The following is an 18,680-nucleotide window of genomic DNA, read 5'->3' as shown; positions in this document are numbered from 1 at the left end:
CGCCGCCTGGGCATAAGACGATCCTTAAAAGCGCCCATGGGCTTACTTGTAGAACATATCGACGACCACCGCGGCATCGAACGCGCCAGGCTGAGGCAGGGCGCGCCACTTCAAATCAGCCCTGAAGTCTTGGCGGAAGGTCTGGTTGGCACCATTCATTTTGGCCAAGGGAAACCATTCATTGAATGGCAGGTTTTGATGGGTGTAGTCCCAGGATAACGCGATGCCCACGGAGCTGTTATTAGCGGGCACCAACAAACCATTGATCACGCTCCCGCCGCCCGGTGTCGTGGCGAAGCGAGCGCTCACCGTGTACGGAGTGTCACAGGCTTTGCGCAGGCTCAGATTGAAGGTAGCGGTGCTCGCCACTTCACCGACCTTTGCCAGGCGCGAGGGTTTGGGAAAGTTGACGACACTGGGGGTAATCGTCAGGTCTGGCGTGCAGGGCACAAAGCGGATGTCGTTCACGCCGGTGACAATGTAGTTGAGGTTGCTGTTGGGCCGGCTGTTGAGCCCCGTAATCCCGTCCAGTTGAAAGACCCGGTATTGCGACAGGGTGCTGGCCTGGCCGTTTTGCGGCGTGCTACCAAACTTCTCGATAAACACGCTGAAGTTGAGGGTGAACCGGGCCTTGTCCCAACCGACGCAATTTGACAGGTTGCAACCGCGGTCGGAGTAGAACCCCGTACCGTACTTGCCACTGCTTTGGGTGATGGGCACTGAGTTATAGCGGATCCCGGCGCGAATGCCCTTGCCGATACTGACGCTTGCCGGGTTCAGGTAAAAAAACACTTCTTCGCGGCCGTGCTCAAAGTCATCCTTGCAAATCACGTTGACCGAGCGTGGGCCCGACTCCCAGATAATCGTGCCATCCGGCGCATCGGCCGCCACCGCCAATGCGGTACCCAGCGGTGCGGTGTCGGCGACCGAGCCGCTACCGTCCACCCGGCAGGCCAGCGCATAGCTGGTAGCGGGGAGGGCAGCGCTGACAAGCAGGGTGGCCACGAGTAGGTATTTAAGAGGTGACATAGGTCGGTATTCCCCGCGTTCCATCACTTGAGAACCGCGCGATGGCGGGCCTGCAAGCCGATATCGGTGATTTCGGTAAAGTTGATTTGGCTCCCGACGCTAATGGGGGCCTGGGTGCTGAAGACTTTGCGCTCACCGGGCTTGAGCAATAGGTAGTCATCCAGCACTTGAACCTGGCCGCCTTTGTCGACTTGCACATCCACCAGGGACAGATGAAACGCACTGGGATTGGTGACGGTCAGGGTTTGCCCATCGGTGCGGCTCCATACCAGTTGCGGCACGGCCTCTGACGAACTGCCTGCCAGCCCGGCCGGGCGATAGAACAGCTTGAGGCGCTGGCGCACGGCAAATTGCACACTGTCGGCGGCTTCCGGCTTCAGCGGGATTTCCATGACGTTAAGCAAGAACATCGACTCCACATCGCTGGGCAAGCCTGCGCCGGCGTACAGAATGCGCAGCAGGTGATGCTGTTGAGCATCCAGGCGAACCAGCGGCTGAACCACGGCAAAGGGCACCGGCGAAGTTGCATCATCGTCCTCGCGGGTGACCCAGCTTTGCACCGCCAGTTCGCTGGAGGACTGATTGACGATATTGATGCTGGCTTCTTTATATTGGCCAAAGTAGATCAGGCGCGTGCCTTCAATCTTGACCGTCGCCTGCGCACAGGGCGCCAGAGCCAGCAACGCTGCAATCAGCGCACTGATCCAGAGCAGGGAGCGGCAGAATGGCAAGTGGTTGAGAGGTGACATGAGGGCCCGTAGCTTTCCTGGGTATGTTGGAGTGGCTTCGGGGTCCATGGTAGGAGGTGGGCGTCAGGGATTCTCTCAGGCGATTCTTAAAAGGGAAAATTACAGGCTCAGGGTTGGGGGGCTTTGTGTTTGTCACCGCCGAATACAGTGCCGGCTGGGGCAGGGGAGTCGGTGGTGGACGGGGCACCACAGCGCGAGCCGGGACGATCATAGGCGATCAGCGGCGGCAGGATCGTATTCTACTGCACATTTATATAACTAAACTAAACAGTTATTTAGTTTAGTTATTCTTTTTTGTTTTTTTGACAGACATAGGGCAGGTTAACAGTTGTCACCCAGCCGTGGGCTATTGGTATTCTTGATGTCTGAAACATTCAACTCGTAAAGGAATACCCGATGCCAATATACCTCGCTGCCGAATCAGAACTGCACGTGGGCCAAAACTCGGTCACAGAAGCACCCGCGGAAGAAGGAAGTTACGTTGTCGTATTCGAAGACGACGAGGACACCGGCTATTTCTACGCCCTGGATACAGCGGCTGAAAGCAACCCGATTCAAGACGCGCTGCATATCTACAACGTCGCGGACGTTTCAGACAAACATAAACCCTCCAGTTTGAAGATCGGTTGGTCAGTTGATCACAGCAAGGCCGTGTTGCTAATCAACGATTATCCGCATGCCATATTCGATTTCACGGCGAAACAAGGCTATTGCCGTACCGGGTTTCCACCGCACACTGGCAATGGTTGGTCTGAACATGGCCACGACTGGGATGATGCTGCGCTTGAACTGTTCGCATGAGTACGAGCCTGGGTTAGCCAGGCTTTTTCTTCTGCGCAAAGGATCCACCAGGTTTAACGGGTAGGCAGCGCCACACCAAGTTTCAGCATCGTGTTTTTCCAGCAGGCGAGAAACACGGGGGGCCGCTTGGTGAAAAGCGTCAAGCAGAGCCCAACGAGGATATCCCATAGGTTCGCATAATGTATATTATGTTAAATTATGTATCATGTTAGAAATGGTCATGAGCCTCGTCAGGCACTGATTCGACAAAGCCGATTCTGGCATCCACTCTCTCAACAGGCTATCTACTCCGTGTTCGTGGCGAGTCATTGAATGAAGTGGCTGCCGATGAAACTGGTTCAGTGCCGTTTATCTTCAGGTAAACGACTACCGCTGCTTGTGCAAGCTGGTGATGCGGCGCTGTTGCCCATACTTGCCCCATTCATCTACACCCAACTTAAACCCAGGCACCGTGCTTACAACACGGCTGCGGCACATCTGCGTGCGATCCACGCTTTCTACTCCTATGCCAGAACCCGAGATCTGGATCAGGCTGGAGTTACTTCCACAGTGGGTTGAACACCGGAAACGTGCAGGATGTACCTGCCGCCGGCCCTGACTACTCAAGGTTGCTTACGGAAGAACAAAGTGATCTGGCCTACTTCCACTCCGAATTTAGTCATGAACGAGCGATTGATCATGGTGTTCTTGTCCATAAGGTACATCCAGTCGTCTAATTCAACCTGATACTCCTTACCATCCACAGGAAGGCTCAGTACGTATTTCCAGCGCAGGGTATTGCCTGCCATCTCACCACGCGCCTCCCCCACCACGTCGTCAGCGGTTCCGCGCCATTGGTTATGGCCAACTGGCGTTAGCGTCCACACCCGTTTTTGTTTAGTGCCATCGCTGTAAGTAAATGACTCATCGAGTATTAACTTATTGCCTTCGGACTGGCCATTGATCTCCACGTGGAAGCGCTTGACTACCTCACCTGAACGCTTTTGAAACATGCCCCAAGCTTCGACCCGCCCCTCGAAAAAATCGCGTAGCTCAAGGGTGGGCATCTCCTGGCGGTAAGTATGCACATCTACCCGGCTGCAACTCGCGAGACCAATGCTTAGCAGAACTATCAATACCTTTAACATGTGCAACTCCTCAACGGTCTCAGGGGTTTAGAACCGCCCAGCAATTGGGATTGCAGCTGCGGGCACGCCAAAAGCTATACAAAACAATTAATTTGTACAACTGAATCCTCAGGTCGACGTTACAGCCACACAAACGGACTCCGACGGCCTGTCCAAGGGGGGCACGCGCATCGCGCAGAAATGGTGCCTGCGACAGCCACCCATACGCATCACGCCTAGGAACGGCGCACATTGTCAGGTGGTTTTTTTAGGCCTACCCTATACAGAACCTATACAGCGAATTAGATAATGTACAATAAAAACTGACCACTGGCGCTGCAATTTGACGGTGAGAGCAGCATGGCTTCGAGGAATCTTAATGAACACATCAATAGCCGAGCATTACCGTGAAATTCTCGTCGGCGTCGGCGAGAACCCTGAGCGTGAAGGACTGCTGGATACTCCCCAGCGTGCAGCCAAAGCGATGCAATACCTGTGCAATGGCTACACGATCAGTCTAGAGGATTTGATCAACGGCGCATTGTTCGAATCGCAAAACGATGAAATGGTCATCGTGCGCGACATCGAACTGTATTCGTTGTGTGAGCATCACCTGCTCCCCTTCATCGGCAAGGCTCATGTCGCCTACATCCCCACCGGGCGGGTGCTGGGCCTGTCGAAAGTCGCCCGGGTCGTCGATATGTTTGCCCGCCGCTTACAGATCCAGGAAAACCTTACAAAGCAAATTGCCGACGCTATTGCGCACATCACTGATGCGGCCGGCGTGGCCGTGGTCATTGAGGCAAAGCACATGTGCATGATGATGCGGGGCGTGGAGAAACAAAACTCGGTGATGACCACCTCAGTGATGCTGGGCGCCTTTCGCGAGTCGTCCGCTACGCGGCTGGAGTTCCTGCAACTGATTGGGCAACGCAGTTAACGCTCGGAGCTCGCGCAGGCTTGCAGGAGAGACTCAATGAACAGTTCCTTTGAAATGAACGCCTTGGTGATAGGCGCCAGCGGTGCGCTTGGCGCAGCGTTTGGAATGGCTGAAAGCAGATCCACGACGATATCGAGTCGTTACGCATTCCTTTCTCGCTGGCGGCACCCTGGTGAGTCACGTTGCACCGGGGACCTGGCAAATGAGTAAGATTCGCCGACTGTGCCTGGTGCTGGGCGACCAACTGTCTTGGGACTTGGCTTCATTGCAGGGGCTGGATCCCCAGCGCGATACGGTGTTGCTGGTCGAGGTGATGGAGGAAGCAAGCCATGTGCCCCATCACCCACAAAAAATCGCGTTGATCTTCAGTGCGATGCGCCATTTTGCCGAGGCGTTGAAGCAGCGCGGTATCCGCGTGCACTACGTCAGCCTGGATGATCCGCACAACAGTGGATCGGTGCCCGGCGAGTTACGGCGCTGGCACTCACGGCTTCAACCACAGCAACTGTACCTGACTGAGTGCGGTGACTGGCGCCTGGAGCAGTCGCTCAAGGACTGTCGCTTAACGATCCAGTGGCATAGCGATAGCCGCTTTCTCTGCACCCGCGGCGAATTTTCGTCTTGGGCCGAGGGCAAAAAGCAGCTGCGCATGGAATTCTTCTACCGCGAGATGCGGCGCAAAAGTGGCTTGTTGCTTAATGGCGACCGCAGCCCGGTCGGTGGCGCCTGGAACTTTGATGCCGAAAACCGCAAGGCGTTGCCCAAAGGTGTGAGAGCGCCCTCACCCATGCGCTTTTCGGCCGATGCCATCACCCAGGAAGTGCTGGCGCTGGTGGCAAAAAACTTCTCCGGCCACTATGGCGCCCTAGACACCTTCGACTACCCGGTAACCCACGCCGATGCCCAAGCCTTGTGGGATTACTTTCTCGATTGGGGCCTGGCTGCGTTCGGCGACTACCAGGATGCGATGGCCAGTGACGAACCCTTCCTGTTTCATGCGCGGATCAGCGCCGCGCTAAATATCGGCCTGCTGGATCTGCGCCAGTTGTGCAGCGACGTCGAAGCCGCGTACTGGGCGCAGCGGATTCCGCTGAACGCTGCCGAAGGCTTCATTCGTCAACTGATCGGTTGGCGGGAATACGTCCGAGGCATCTACTGGTTGAAGATGCCTGAATATGCCGACGGAAATGAATTCAGCAACACAAGGTTGCTTCCAGAGTTCTACTGGACAGGCGAAACGAAGATGAACTGCATGCGCCAAGCCATTAACCAAAGCCTTAAGCATGCCTACGCTCATCACATCCAACGGCTAATGGTTACCGGCAATTTCGCTTTGCTCGCAGGTATCGCGCCGAGTCAAATATGTGAGTGGTATCTGGCAATCTACATGGACGCGTTCGACTGGGTGGAGTTGCCCAACACACTTGGTATGGTCATGCATGCAGACGGCGGCTACATGGGATCTAAGCCTTACTGTGCGAGCGGCCAATACATCAAACGCATGTCCGATTATTGTCGTGGCTGCGCATACAAGGTGAGCGAAAGCACCACAGATGACGCCTGCCCTTTCAATGCGCTTTATTGGCACTTCCTGATACGTCACAGCGATCGCCTGCGCAGCAATCACCGTATGGGCATGCAGTATAAAAACCTCGACCGAATGCCTGAATCAAAGCAGCAAGCGCTCTGGCAACGTGGTCAATTGTTGCTCGCAAACTTAGATGACGGTGAATCATTTTGAAAAAGAGTGAACTCCCGGTCAAAACCTGCATGACTTGCGGCCTTCCCTTCCTATGGAGGAAGAAATGGGCGCGCTGCTGGGAGGAAGTTCGTTACTGTTCTGAGCGCTGCCGGCGCAGTAAACCTGCCCAGTGCTGAGCCAAAAAATGGCCATCACAGGCCCTCTTGGACTCAAACCAAAATCACTTGCTTAGCCAGGATGTCGATGTGATGTTAGGCGTTTTAGAACGTCACACCAAAAATCACAACCTGAGCCTACAACGATGTGCGCTATGAAATTTTCAATTAGGAATAAATTGGAAGCGGTAGTAGAAATGTATCAGGTCGTGCGAAGAGGTACCCTTGCATAAGATCTATGCCTAAGCGGAGTAATGCATCACTCTCATCACGGGTTTCAATACCTTCGGCCACAACCACTATATTTAAACGGTTTGCGACTAAAACAATACCTTCGACTATTGCAGTTTTAACCGGGTCTTTGTCAATGTTTCTTGTGAGAGCCATGTCAATTTTTAGCACATGAGGTTGGAACATCGCCAATAAATTCAACCCCGAGTAACCCGAGCCGAAATCGTCGATAGATGTAGTGAAACCTTGACGCTTGTACTCTTCGAAAATCCCCTTTAGATGCATAGGGTCATCAACACGTTCACCTTCGGTCACTTCGAACATTAGTCTCTCTGGAGGGAACCCAAACAGCCTGGCAGCCTCCAGAGTGGCTCGAATGCAGGTTTCGGGTCGATACACAGCATTTGGCAAAAAATTGATACTGAGCTTGCAGTCTGGAATGCCCAGCAAACCTAGTTCCGTCGCTCTCTCGATAGCCTTGACTCGGCATGCTTGGTCAAAGCGGTATCGGTTGTCGTCATTAACCTGATCCAAGATGCTCGCCGCCGACTCACCGTTCACCCCACGTACAAGGGCTTCATAGGCGAAGGTTGTGCGCGTTCTTACGTTAACGATTGGCTGGAATGCCATTATGAAATCGAACCCCAACCCTTCTAGATTTCGGCACTCTGCGCAGCCGACTGATACGAACGTAGAGAACGCAATATTACGGGGCATGGCTGATCCTCCAGATTTTTAGCAACCCTAACCTATAATTTTCGAGCTTTCAGTATGTATCGGCACTGATCTGGCTTCGTTGAAGGCGCATGTTCATCGCGTGCAACGCGCCAGCCTGATAATGCCAGCTTTCGCCACGCCAATATCTTGTTTTGCGCATTTCCAAGCAGAGCCAGCATCACTGGCACCCGCGCGATGAATGCCGGCGTCAGGAGGGGCCGCTGACCTTAACACCGCATGCAATGCAGACGCTGTACCCTGGATAGCCTATGGCTTCCTGCGTCGTTGCTTTTACCGATAATTTCGCGAATCAACGCCAGCTACGCAATGAGCTTGCAAGGTGTCTAGAGAAGCCGGGGCTATTCATCATGTTCCGCGGAGAAAAAAAGAGTTCCAGCATCCTAACATCCCAGAATGGCTTATTTGCATCTTCCAGAGAGCTTGATCATCAGAGGCTGATATACGCCGGAATCGACAGAAGAAAACATTGCCATACCTTGGACCGGGGCGCCTACCTTTAATTTTCCGACGGTGAGCGCCTCATCCACAGTATCCAACTTGTATTCTTGGCCTTCAATTCCGTAGGCTTTCAAACAGTAGCCGGCCAAATCAATTTCCCGCCCCTTGAGATTCCCCAGGAAAATATCAAAACTCTGTGTGTAGGCGCTTTTATCGCCCACGGACATCGTGCCGGAAGACTTTTGTGTCGAGACTACTATCACGTGATCCAGACCTTTTGCATGTGCGGTGAGAGCAATCAGGCTCAGAGTGATTGGGGCAATGATACTTGAGAATTTCATAGTGAGTCCGCTGAGGTAAACGTCAATCTTAGATAATTGAAATGTAAGCTAGTATGCTCGCCATGAAAAATAGCAGAGTTATTTCCATAGCAATATATTTCATAGATTAAAAGGAAGCCGCACGCCACACAACTCAACCACACTGAACAGTTGTGAAGCTCTGCCGCGAGGCATAGTGAGAGCCTTCACCTTAATGAAGAGGAAGCCGTTGGTAATATTTAATGAGGCGCACTATATACGCAACAATAGGGCGCGCCATGAAGAACTCTGAATTGCGCTGAATGGCTGTATCGGAGTCATTCTACTAGGTGGCACTTTAATGCTTCACTGATAACAACATCAGCGTATGTATGACCCACTCACCGCCCTCGAAATGGAAGCGACAAGATGCGCCATCACCAGCAAAAAAACCGCACTTTCGGCTTATCGCGCGTTGATGAAGACAAGGTTGAGCTGACACCGTATTTCGGTTGTCCCTGTCGCTACTGCATCAAGAAATCTAGCACTGTGCGCTGCGAGTCTCAATCGATGAGTGAGGAAAACCTGATCAATGTCGTAGAGTACATACGCAACGACGCACGCATCACTCAAGCCTCAATCACTGGTGGCGACCCGCTGGTAAAACCAAAGCAGCTGTTCGCGTTGCTGGAAAACCTGGCGAGCATTCCCCATCTCAATAACATTCGTATCGCAACCCGGCATGCTTTGCTTCAACCAGAGTACATTAATGAAGCATTTGTCGAACGCATGGCCAGTTATAACCACGTCGATTATGCCTATCCTCTGCGCTCCACAAGGGTGTCTTTGGACGTTGCAATCAACCACGCCAGCGAGCTGCAACCGGACGTCATCAGGGCACTCAACGGCTTCGCCCGTCGGGGCATCAACGTACGTGGCCACGCAGTACTGCTCAAAGGGATCAACGACGATTTCCACAGCCTTAAAAATCTTATCGATCATTTTCTCGCGGTTGGAATCACGCCTTATCACTTAATGCACTGCGCAGACGCTCCAGGTGGAGCACCGCTGCGCACCACAGTGCAAAAAGGCCATACCCTAATTACCCAATTGATGGCGTTTTCAGGCACCTATGCACTGCCTTATGGGTACGTCACAGCCATAGGTACGCAGTACATCACACCAGGCCAAGTCCTGCGCTACGAAAATATTGGCGGGCAGCGTTTTATTCGCGCCCGCTCACTCTATCCAGCCGAGCGCTATAAAACACTTTCCGGCAACTCGAGCCTGCCGCCACTGCACGAAATTGATGCGCAAGGCTACATCGTCTCGCACTACCCAGATGGTAGCGACGCCCTCCTCGTCTATTGATCCACTAAGCGCCCCAGGTACTGTGGGGCAATTCGACACAGGGCTCAGCGGCCTGCGCCGAAGGCACAGTCAAAACGCCCCGCTCTCTTGTAAGACAGCAGGGCTTTAAGACGATGGCGAATCAGAAACGGTAAGTGACGCCCAAGCCGAAACCATTGGCGCTGTTTTCATACTTGGCCTTGTAGTGCTGGCCAAGCCCATTGGTGCGGTTAACTTTGACCGGCTCTTCCTTAAGATAGGCATAAGCCACATCGACAGTCATGTTCGGCAGCACATCGTAACCAGCACCGAGACTGAAGATGGTTCGGTCCCCGGTAGGAATACGTGGTGAGCGATCCGTGTTGTTGGTCGGCGACTGGTCAAGCGTCAAACCGGTACGCAGCACCCACTGTTTGCTCAGTCGGTAGGACGTCCCCACGGCATAGGCCCAGGTATCGTGCCAGTTTTGCTCTTCTTTAATGGTACTGAGCAAAGCCTGAGCATACGCACCATCGCTGTAACTAACGCCCTCGTTCTTGACCGTGATGTCTTTCAGGCGACTCCAACGTGTCCAGGTGGCCCCGGCATAGAGCTTCCAATCAGCATTCACATCTTGCGTCACAGAGAAATCCCAAGACTCTGGCGTGTCAATTTTGAGCGACGCGTCGTAGCGTCCGCTGCTCAATAATGCGTCATGAACGTTGGCGCCTTTAGTGACTTGAGTGTGCCCCTTCAGCTTGTACTTGACCTGCGAATGGTAAGTCAGGCCTACCCGCGTGCTGTCTGTTGCTTGAAGCAACACCCCAGCGTTAAAACCCAAGGCGGTGTCGTCACCCTTGATTTTGATATTGTTGGACGCGAGACCTGGGTTCGGAAGGTTGATATCCGACTCCAGGGTACCGGAAACTCGGTTGATGGTCGGGCCAAAGCCGATAGACAGCTTATCGTTGAAGGCATAGCTGACGGTTGGCTGGAGCGTGATGACTTTCACCTCGCTCTTACTGCCGAAAGCTTTGCCTTGGAAGCCTTTTTCATAATCGGCGACCATGCCAAATGGCGCGTAGAGACCAAAGCCGGCAGCCCATTGCTCGTTGAGTTTTTGGGTGTAGAAAGCAAAGGGCGCGCCGGTAAGCGGCACCATGTTGCCCTTGTTACTGCCACTCGAACTGCCACTGGCCTGGCTGATGTTGCTTGTTGCATCAATAACGGCTAGACCACCGGTGATTTGCTGACCGTCCAGGCGAACCATACCGGCGGGGTTGCCATAGACAGTACTGGCATCTTCTGCCGATGAAGATCGCCCGGCAAACCCTGTTCCCATACCACTGATGCTTTGCTCATTCAGTGCAAAGCCACTGGCAAATACTTGTGAAGATGCCAGAGTAATAGCCAGACCCAGTGTTTTTTTCAACATTACTTTCTTCATTAATTAAAGCTCCGTGGTGATCACCACAGAGGAAAGTAACAATATTTAAATGTCAGTGTTGTAGGGCAACTTGTAGGAAAAAATCTGCACAGGCTAGTTTCGCCCATGCCAACTTACCCATCGGCAACACTTAGTTACGTACCCAGCAACTAAGGGCAACGAAACGCTCGCACATTGGCGTCACCGAAGGGCTGCTCAAGCCCTAAGCTGCGTATCTGCAGAGCGGGACGCTGCACTTGCCTTGCGCGTGCGGCAGCACATATTCGGGCATCGCTATGTTGGAGGCCCGTCGCTTGAGGCGCCCCATAATTGCGATGGCATGACTGATAGAGGCCTTATACTCGGATGCACCCCGGGAAAAGGGCATGAAGTGGTGCAAGTAATACGGATTTACACCATCGAGCGTAACGCCGTCAGGATCTCCTCCGATCAAACAGGACGGGAGTTGATATCACTGTCGCAATTTCGTAAATGACCTAATCCGCGAAACCGTTGCGCTTGGCAACTTCAAACAAATGAACCAGGGAAAAGACATTGAGCTTTTCCAGTAGTCGTACCTTGTAGGTGCTGATCGTCTTGTTACTCAGCTGCAAATAGTTCGCTATTTCCTTATTACTCATCCCTCGCACAAGCAGTTCAAATGTCATTAACTCGCGGTTGGAAAGCGTATTGATAAGTAGGGCCTCATTGGAGAAACTGTCACCGAGCGCAGGCAGTCGATCAATGCCATGAGGCATATAAGCCCTGCCTTTCATCAGCAGGTTGACAGTCCTTTGCAACTCTTCAACTGTGCACGTTTTCGACAAAAACGCCGACGCGCGCGCCGCACGGCAACGGTTGTAATAATAGCGTGCTGAGCAGGATGTCAGCACCAGAATTTCAATATTCTTATCAAAGCTGTAAATCTTCTGCATCACCTCTAACCCCCCAATTCCGGAGAGCTGGATGTCCAAAATCACTAAATCAGGTTTATGCTCACGTACCAAGTCAAGGCCGTCGGTACCATTATTAGCCTCTGCTACCCAGGTAAAGTCGTCCGGATTCAGAATGGATTTAATAGCCGCTCGCACAAGCGGTTGTCCATCAATAATAATGACTTTGAACATCAGCACCCCCCAGTGTTTCAGATCAGATGAACTACAGGAAACTTCTCATCCAGCAATCCTACACACGCGGCTGCTGTTACTTAACTAAAATACTAATCGCTTAAAGAAATTAACAAGTTATCACGCACCTCCATTGTGCACCCAGAGCCCTTAAAGCAGCCCAGGTCAATACTGCGCCTGCACCGACGCCCGGAATCCGCAGTTGAGCCAGGCGCGTACCAATCCCGCATTAATTCTCAATTCATGGTTATTCACTTCGCAATGGGTGGGATGTGCCTGATTCTATGACGCGGCCTCACTACCGATCAGAACAGGTGGGGGCATGCCCCTGTGTTGTATAACTCATTCCCTGAGAAACTTATGAAGCTTATTAATATTCTGTCAGTCATCAGCCTGGCCTGCATTACCTCCCAGGTCTTCGCTAACAAGAGTGACTTGACCCTTACCCACTTCAAAGGCCCGCTCTACATCGTTGAAGACAAGGAATATGTGCAGGAGAACTCAATGGTCTACGTTGGCGAGCAACACATCACGGTTATTGGCGCAACCTGGACCCCAGCCACCGCTGAAAAGCTTGAGCAGGAAATCAGGAAAATCAGCCCCCTGCCCATCAAGGAGGTGATCAATACCAACTACCACACCGACCGCGCGGGAGGTAACGCCTACTGGAAGAAGCTCGGCGCCAGTATTGTCTCAACGCAGATGACCTATGACCTGGAAAAAAGCCAGTGGCGCAGTATTGTCGACTTTACCCGGCAAGGGATGGAGCACTATCCAATCCTGGAACAAAGCCTGCCAGACCAGGTATACCCGGGCAACTTCGACTTGCAAAACGGCCATGTTAGAGCACTGTATTTAGGCGCGTCTCACACCGAAGATGGGATTTTTGTGTACTTTCCAGAAGAGCGTGTGTTGTATGGAAACTGCATTCTCAAGGAAAAGCTGGGTAACATGACATTCGCGAATCGCAGCGAGTACCCGAAAACCCTGAAGAAATTGCAAGGGCTGATCCGCAGTGGTGAATTGCCCGTTGAAGCGATTATCGCAGGGCATAACTCACCGATACAGAACGTTGAGTTGATTGACCATTATCTGACCCTGCTTGAACACGGCGAGCAGTAATATCTGCGGGGATTTTGCCAGTGCCGGCGAGCTCAGCGTGATGAAATATCTCGACTGCGCTCGCTCCCCAGGCACAATACGCGCTCCAGCTCTTTGATATAGAAACACGGCGTATCCGGGTTCAGGTCCAACTTGTAAAAGGTCAATTGTGATGCATGACTTGATAAATAAGCATAATTAAAGGCAACGTCTCGATCACGCACCGACATGCTTCTAAGCAGCTCATTGCCGCCTACTGGGTTAGTCACAAATCGGGCACTGCCGAAGAGGTTGTTAACCAGTGCAAACGAAAACTTCTGGCTATCATAATTTATTTTCTCAAAATCATGAATTTGATTTCCATGCGACTGAAGCCTGATCAGCACATTTAAGACTTCGCCACTGCTCATAATCATCGAACCGGTGGTGAAACAAGCGCCTTTAAGCACATCCTTACGCGATGCGGATGAATACATCAAATGCAAGGCCACGAGCAACCCGATGCCCACCAGTAGTCCAACACTGCGCTTGTTCACTTCAGGCACCTGTCTAACTGTTCATCGGTCAAGAGTGCTAACTTCGAATTATGCACTGAAACAAATTCCACCGTGCTGCCACTGATGCAAAGGATTTCGTAAAAGCTGTGCATCGTATTTAAAACCACTGTGCCGGGCACTTCCAACAAACTTTCCATGCGCCGTAGCACCGGTGCCATGCTCACTTTTAGCCTCTCGACTTCCGGTGTATTTGCACCGGTGTACCACACAGTCAGCAAGCCCTGAGTTTCGGTTTCTTTGACGAAGTCCGGCTGTAGCCAAAGGTTCCAATCAATCCGCCAAAGAAAACTCATAGCTAATATCAGCGTCGCTCCCATCAAGATATTCTCAGTGCTCAGCCGCCTTGTCAGCCATGAAAGCCTAACCTGCGGCACTTCGGAGCTTGATGCGGCGCCCAAGGTTAAAGGCGCCGGAGCGCTAATGTCGCTAACGTGCCCGGGAGCAACCAAGAACGCGGAGTTGAACTGGTAACCCCTTCGCGGAATGGTCTGGATGATTTCACGATGCTCGTCATCGGCCAGCAGTTCCCGAATCGTTGAAATAGCCTGGTTCAAGCTGTTCTGCCCAACGATACGGTCAGGCCAGCCAAAGGCAAATATTTCATCGCGACTTACAATGGTGCCTGCCCGGTCAATCAGAATTTCCAGGATTCGACTGGAACTGTATCCCAACTCAACTTTTCGCTGGTTATTATGCTCATGAATAACCAACATATTTTGCGAGGGCCAAAATACAACTTGCCGCCCTTCAGAAGCACATAGAATTAACACTTTTTTAGCTTCCGCTTGAATACCCTTATCGCTCGATGTCGGGTCAATCGATGACTGCATGTTCTTTTCCTTGCAACGATAACTGTGAGTACCTATTCTTTTAGATCACTCGGTTCATATCCGGATGAACCAGCGAAAAATACCCATGTACCAAGTCCTCTGCAGTCAAGTCTTTTGCATAAAACCAACCTTGGGCAGTGGTCGCCCCTAAGGTAAGCAGACGCTCCACTTGTTCGGGTGTTTCGACCCCCTCGACGATTACGTTGAGTTTCAGGTGTCTGGCCATATTCAGCAAATGGACCAAAATCGTATTTGCGCGCCCTTGACCTTTTTTGCTCACAAAGCAACGGTCAATTTTAAGAATGTCCAGAGGCAGGCAATCCAGATAAGACAAATTGGAATAGCCCGTACCAAAGTCATCCAAGGCAATCTTATGGCCCTGGGCACGTAATTGATTCAAATGCAGGATGGCTTCGTATTTATCAAGCACGACACCTTCAGTGACCTCAAATACAATGCGCGACGCCGGGATGCCATATTGACTCAATAGTTGTTGAATAAACGCGGGAAACGTGGGGTCGGATACATCTTGAGAAGATAAGTTTATATTGATGTAAAACCCGTCACATGCCCATAGCAGGCATGAATAATCTTCTATAACACGCTGGCAAATCCAACGGGTTGTCAACGGCATGATGCCGGATCGTTCGATCAACGGAATAAATACCGCAGGGCTTATCGTCTGCCCCTTATGGGTCCAGCGTAGTAATGCCTCAGCGCCTACCCATAGGCCAGTGTTCATATTCACTATCGGCTGATAGTGCACGCTCAACTCACCGTTAACCAAGCCTCTGCAAAACCTTGCTTGCATTGAAAAGTAATACGTATAGATCGAACTGAAAACCTTATAGAGGCCGATAATGGTACATACCCCAGCAGCCGACATAGACAATAAAATACAATACTCTATAAAGGCATAGCTTTTAGCCAACAGCGAAGGCCACTCCTCAACGCTAGCCTCATAGTTACCCATGGCTTTCAACTCACTCAGCATGCCAGGCTCAAAACCAGAGAAGTTACCATTGCTCAAATCAACAATATTACTCAGGCGCTCAAAAACATACATTTGCGCCAAATGTTCCACCGAGTATAGCGACGCCCAGACCATCAGTAATGCGACGATCAACCAAAGCGCGACTTGCGCGACTGCTACCTGAGACCACATTGAAGAAATAGAGTTTGCCCATGAGCGCTCAACAGAACGCCCACGCTTAAGAACGCGCTTGATTGCTTTCACGTATCAACCTGTTAGGTAAAGTCATTTCTAGAACTGCGGGGCTAAATCTGAATAACACTCACAAGTAGGCGAATGAAGTGAACCCGGTCGCTTCATGGCTACGATAATGATTTATTGACTGCCCGATTTGGATGCCGAGCATAGAGCAGATTGGTGTAGAGACGAGGTGATGAGTGGTGAATTCATAATTATTCACCACTCAAGCTTACTACACGCACGAAGGCCGCCCGTCCACCGCGGTCATGCGTGTGCTCTCAGCATCACTTAATAAATAGCGCCGCTATCAGTGAGCACTCGGAGGGTACATCTCAATTTAAAAAGGTTAGCGCTCGGCACCAAAGCAACGTACTGTCTCCAACTCCTTTACATAAAAGCACTGACTGCCTATACGCGCCTTTATTTTATACAAGCTTAATCTGGAAAACTCGTTCGAGTAGTAAGCGTAATTAAAGGCAATATCCCGGTCGATGCTGATCTTATCTTTAATCCACTCGCCATCCCGCTCTTGATTCGTCACAAACCGCGCATTACCGGATAGACTACTCACTTGCGTCAGAGAAAAATCCTGGGTGTTTTTATTAATCGCTTCGAAGTCGTGCAGTTTATAGCCATGGGACTGTAAGCGCTGGCTGCTATCATACACAACGCCGCTGCTCATGATCAGTACTCCAGAAGCAAAGAACGTGCCCTGCAATATCTGTCTACTCGATTGAGCCGAATACACAATATGCAAAATGATTAATATCACTACTAACCCAGACCAAGTGATCACCCATCGAATATTTAATGGTTTCAATTGACGCACCTGTTCAGTTGTTCATCTGTCAACTGGGATAATTTGGTTTTATGCACCGTCAAAAACTGCACAGATCGCCCCTGATCAATACAGACGATCTCATAAAAACCATGCATTTTATTGAAAATGATGGTTTCCGGTTGTTTGACAAACGCCTGCAAACGATCACGCAAAGGCTTGATATCGGCCTGCAACTGCGTCAGCTCTTCTGGGCTTTCCGAGACATACTGAATGTCTAACTCGCCCAATGCTTCACTTGCACTGAACAAGCCGTGCTGCAACCAAAGCGCCCAGTCGATACGCCAGACTAACGTTGCTGCCAGTGCAATCGTCAGCACACCGAGCAGCAGGTTGGTAGAGCGTGGTAGACGGTCTAATGCAAAAAACGCCTGGCCTTGCTCCGGCTGATTGATACCTTCAGCAGCATCCGCTGCTACCGGAGGCGCTGGGGCAGTGTCATCGCTGACGTTAAACTCTTCGCGGTCCTCGCTCAGGTATGCCGAGTTAAATCGATACCCACGCCGTGGGATCGTCTGGATGATCGTTCGCTGTACATCATCGCCCAGCAGATCACGAATATTGGAGATTGCCTGGTTCAGGCTGTTCTGTCCCACCACCCTGCCCGGCCAACCGTAGGCAAACATTTCCTCGCGGCCGACGATCAGGTCGGCGTGGCAGATCAGCAGTTCAAGCAGCCGGCTTGAGCTGTAACTCAACTCCTGTCCAGTGATAACCCCCCCCTCACTAACCCTCAACAGGTGTTGGCTGGGGGAAAACTCTGCATACCGCGAAACCTCATGAAGCCTGAGTATGACCTTTGTGGGCACCACCGACGGAAGAACACTGCCATCGGTACTTTCAATGGGTTGCATTACTGTCACTACCCCGCGTCTGTCTTTCGATCACGTCAATGGACTACGCTTGCCCAGAACCACTCGATAGCCGACGTATCAGCGGGAGTATAGACAGGTTTAAACGGGCCTCTAAGTGCTGTTTTTGTTTATTGATAGTTGATTGTAAAAATCGCTGTCGCATTCGCCGGGCCGCTGTGTACCGTTGAGTTAGGCAGCCTGAGGTAACGAGCCTTGAGCGCAATGACATAACTGCCACCCTCTTTGGGCTGGAGTGAAATGCCACTGTCAAGCAACGTCGACAGCCTGATCGGCTGGGTATTCTCCAACGCAAGCTGTACACCGATACCTTGCGCCGCCCTCTCAACCCTTGGGCCCTGCGCTGTGAGGCTCAGGATTCCCTCGTCAGGGGACACCGCCCGCTGGGTGGGGTCGATACGGAATGCAATTTTATTGGTTTTGAATACTACGCCTGGCTCAAGTACGTTGGCCCCTGCGGAGTAGTACCCGTAAAACCCCGGGCACTGATTGAGCACGATAGAAAAGTCTTGCCAGGGCGTGTAGCCGGTTTTCTCAAGGGTACCCACAGAGTGTTGGCCCAGACTGACCTGAATGTTCGGCGCCTGGCAGGTTTGCGACACCACCCTCAACTGGCCCGAGAGTCGCACCCTGCGCACCGGCAACTGCCGCCCACGGATTTCGTAGCCGATGTTAACGATTGGCAACGACGCACTCACGACGGGCCCCGCTTGGACATGCGCACTGACCTTGACAAGCGACAGGGTGAATTTATCCAGGTTCGGATCACGAAATACGCAGGCTTGCGGTCCTGGGCAGTCAGGTAGTTTCGCAGTGAATGGAAAGGCGCGGTTATCGACGTCCAGGAAACGCACCCCGATGCCTGCAAGGTTGGTGGGATAGGTATTGCCGTTTACCCCGGGTGAATAACCGGGGATAGACCCAGAGACCATCTCCAGGTTGCGCTTGAGGTTAATATCCCGGGTACCGGGTGCACATCGGATAGATGCGACACCGCCTGGGGTGAAGACTTGACGGTAAACCTCGGTGCCGACGGGGATATCGCGGCCGACGCTGATCTGGCTGATGCGCAGCGGCATTGTCGAATCATTTGCCCCGCCCGCCTCGACCCGTTCGCAGTCCGCCGCCGCGTTACCGGCTATCCATACGACGCTCCACACCAAAAGCGACAGAACCGCGACGTTGCCAAACATATTTCA

The 18,680-nt window shown here is 52.0% G+C and carries 19 protein-coding genes; 6 read left to right on the top strand and 13 right to left on the bottom strand.

Going from position 1 to position 18,680, the window contains the following annotated elements; genetic code table 11:
* Nucleotides 1-42: 42 nt before the first annotated feature.
* Together K1X80_RS14405 and K1X80_RS14400 are read right to left on the bottom strand one after the other, a co-directional pair.
* Nucleotides 43-1,029 carry a fimbrial protein gene (locus K1X80_RS14405; RefSeq protein WP_057959501.1) on the bottom strand — a complete coding sequence of 329 codons (987 nt, stop codon included), beginning with the start codon at nucleotides 1,027-1,029 and terminating at the stop codon, nucleotides 43-45.
* 23 nt (nucleotides 1,030-1,052) lie between these two features.
* Complete coding sequence (locus K1X80_RS14400) at nucleotides 1,053-1,778, bottom strand: molecular chaperone (RefSeq protein ID WP_120733122.1); 726 nt, start codon at nucleotides 1,776-1,778, stop codon at nucleotides 1,053-1,055.
* 396 nt (nucleotides 1,779-2,174) lie between these two features.
* Here K1X80_RS14400 and K1X80_RS14395 point away from each other — a divergent pair, with 396 nt between their 5' ends.
* A complete protein-coding gene (locus tag K1X80_RS14395; protein ID WP_198830695.1) occupies nucleotides 2,175-2,579 on the top strand; it encodes a DUF2251 domain-containing protein in 405 nt (134 codons plus the stop codon).
* Nucleotides 2,580-3,181: 602 nt separating this feature from the next.
* Here K1X80_RS14395 and K1X80_RS14390 read toward each other — a convergent pair.
* Nucleotides 3,182-3,706: a DUF3833 domain-containing protein gene (locus K1X80_RS14390; protein WP_057436468.1), complete on the bottom strand. Its 525-nt coding sequence runs from the start codon at nucleotides 3,704-3,706 to the stop codon at nucleotides 3,182-3,184.
* Between the two features lie 358 nt (nucleotides 3,707-4,064).
* Here K1X80_RS14390 and folE point away from each other — a divergent pair, with 358 nt between their 5' ends.
* The 3 genes from folE to K1X80_RS14375 all read left to right on the top strand — a co-directional run bounded on the left by folE (nucleotide 4,065) and on the right by K1X80_RS14375 (nucleotide 6,503).
* A complete protein-coding gene (gene folE, locus K1X80_RS14385) occupies nucleotides 4,065-4,625 on the top strand; it encodes a GTP cyclohydrolase I FolE (RefSeq protein ID WP_169989715.1) in 561 nt (186 codons plus the stop codon).
* A gap of 202 nt (nucleotides 4,626-4,827) precedes the next feature.
* The gene (locus tag K1X80_RS14380; protein ID WP_220172229.1) at nucleotides 4,828-6,366 is read left to right on the top strand and encodes a cryptochrome/photolyase family protein; all 1,539 of its coding nucleotides are present in this window, start codon (nucleotides 4,828-4,830) and stop codon (nucleotides 6,364-6,366) included.
* Complete coding sequence (locus tag K1X80_RS14375) at nucleotides 6,363-6,503, top strand: DUF2256 domain-containing protein (protein WP_120733116.1); 141 nt, start codon at nucleotides 6,363-6,365, stop codon at nucleotides 6,501-6,503. Before K1X80_RS14380 ends, K1X80_RS14375 begins: the two co-directional genes overlap by 4 nt.
* Before the next feature lie 147 nt (nucleotides 6,504-6,650).
* Here the strand turns inward: K1X80_RS14375 and K1X80_RS14370 are convergent, their stop codons facing one another.
* Both K1X80_RS14370 and K1X80_RS14365 read right to left on the bottom strand, forming a co-directional pair.
* Nucleotides 6,651-7,430, bottom strand: a complete 780-nt coding sequence (locus tag K1X80_RS14370) for an EAL domain-containing protein (RefSeq protein WP_169989717.1) — start codon at nucleotides 7,428-7,430, stop codon at nucleotides 6,651-6,653.
* A 419-nt stretch (nucleotides 7,431-7,849) separates the two neighbouring features.
* Nucleotides 7,850-8,230, bottom strand: coding sequence for a DUF4354 family protein (locus K1X80_RS14365; protein WP_128593839.1), 381 nt, complete (start codon nucleotides 8,228-8,230; stop codon nucleotides 7,850-7,852).
* Between the two features lie 387 nt (nucleotides 8,231-8,617).
* On the opposite strand from K1X80_RS14365, the gene K1X80_RS14360 reads away from it, so the two are divergent.
* Nucleotides 8,618-9,559, top strand: coding sequence for a radical SAM protein (locus K1X80_RS14360; RefSeq protein ID WP_128593840.1), 942 nt, complete (start codon nucleotides 8,618-8,620; stop codon nucleotides 9,557-9,559).
* A gap of 121 nt (nucleotides 9,560-9,680) precedes the next feature.
* On the opposite strand, the gene K1X80_RS14355 is transcribed toward K1X80_RS14360, so the two are convergent.
* The gene (locus K1X80_RS14355; RefSeq protein WP_220172228.1) at nucleotides 9,681-10,964 is read right to left on the bottom strand and encodes an OmpP1/FadL family transporter; all 1,284 of its coding nucleotides are present in this window, start codon (nucleotides 10,962-10,964) and stop codon (nucleotides 9,681-9,683) included.
* A gap of 476 nt (nucleotides 10,965-11,440) precedes the next feature.
* Nucleotides 11,441-12,070 (bottom strand): response regulator transcription factor, encoded by a 630-nt coding sequence (locus K1X80_RS14350; protein WP_128593842.1) that lies wholly within the window; start codon nucleotides 12,068-12,070, stop codon nucleotides 11,441-11,443.
* A gap of 360 nt (nucleotides 12,071-12,430) precedes the next feature.
* On the opposite strand from K1X80_RS14350, the gene K1X80_RS14345 reads away from it, so the two are divergent.
* Entirely contained in the window at nucleotides 12,431-13,192 is a 762-nt protein-coding gene (locus tag K1X80_RS14345; protein WP_198799270.1) for a subclass B2 metallo-beta-lactamase PFM-4, read from the top strand.
* A 32-nt stretch (nucleotides 13,193-13,224) separates the two neighbouring features.
* On the opposite strand, the gene K1X80_RS14340 is transcribed toward K1X80_RS14345, so the two are convergent.
* The 6 genes from K1X80_RS14340 to K1X80_RS14315 all read right to left on the bottom strand — a co-directional run bounded on the left by K1X80_RS14340 (nucleotide 13,225) and on the right by K1X80_RS14315 (nucleotide 18,674).
* Nucleotides 13,225-13,707, bottom strand: a complete 483-nt coding sequence (locus K1X80_RS14340) for a hypothetical protein (protein ID WP_128593844.1) — start codon at nucleotides 13,705-13,707, stop codon at nucleotides 13,225-13,227.
* Nucleotides 13,704-14,558: a transcriptional regulator gene (locus K1X80_RS14335; protein WP_128593845.1), complete on the bottom strand. Its 855-nt coding sequence runs from the start codon at nucleotides 14,556-14,558 to the stop codon at nucleotides 13,704-13,706. The genes K1X80_RS14340 and K1X80_RS14335 overlap by 4 nt, the downstream gene beginning before the upstream one ends.
* Nucleotides 14,559-14,598: 40 nt before the next feature.
* Nucleotides 14,599-15,795, bottom strand: a complete 1,197-nt coding sequence (locus K1X80_RS14330) for an EAL domain-containing protein (RefSeq protein ID WP_198799269.1) — start codon at nucleotides 15,793-15,795, stop codon at nucleotides 14,599-14,601.
* 322 nt (nucleotides 15,796-16,117) lie between these two features.
* Nucleotides 16,118-16,453, bottom strand: coding sequence for a hypothetical protein (locus tag K1X80_RS14325; protein WP_128593848.1), 336 nt, complete (start codon nucleotides 16,451-16,453; stop codon nucleotides 16,118-16,120).
* Between the two features lie 134 nt (nucleotides 16,454-16,587).
* Nucleotides 16,588-17,463 (bottom strand): winged helix-turn-helix domain-containing protein, encoded by an 876-nt coding sequence (locus K1X80_RS14320; RefSeq protein WP_198799268.1) that lies wholly within the window; start codon nucleotides 17,461-17,463, stop codon nucleotides 16,588-16,590.
* Nucleotides 17,464-17,591: 128 nt separating this feature from the next.
* Nucleotides 17,592-18,674 (bottom strand): fimbrial protein, encoded by a 1,083-nt coding sequence (locus K1X80_RS14315; protein ID WP_220172227.1) that lies wholly within the window; start codon nucleotides 18,672-18,674, stop codon nucleotides 17,592-17,594.
* Nucleotides 18,675-18,680 lie beyond the last annotated feature (6 nt).

Source organism: Pseudomonas sp. So3.2b (assembly GCF_019464415.1).
Lineage (GTDB): Bacteria > Pseudomonadota > Gammaproteobacteria > Pseudomonadales > Pseudomonadaceae > Aquipseudomonas > Aquipseudomonas shahriarae.
Note: the sequence above shows the minus strand (reverse complement) of the source record. Positions and strands in the feature narration are given on the sequence as shown.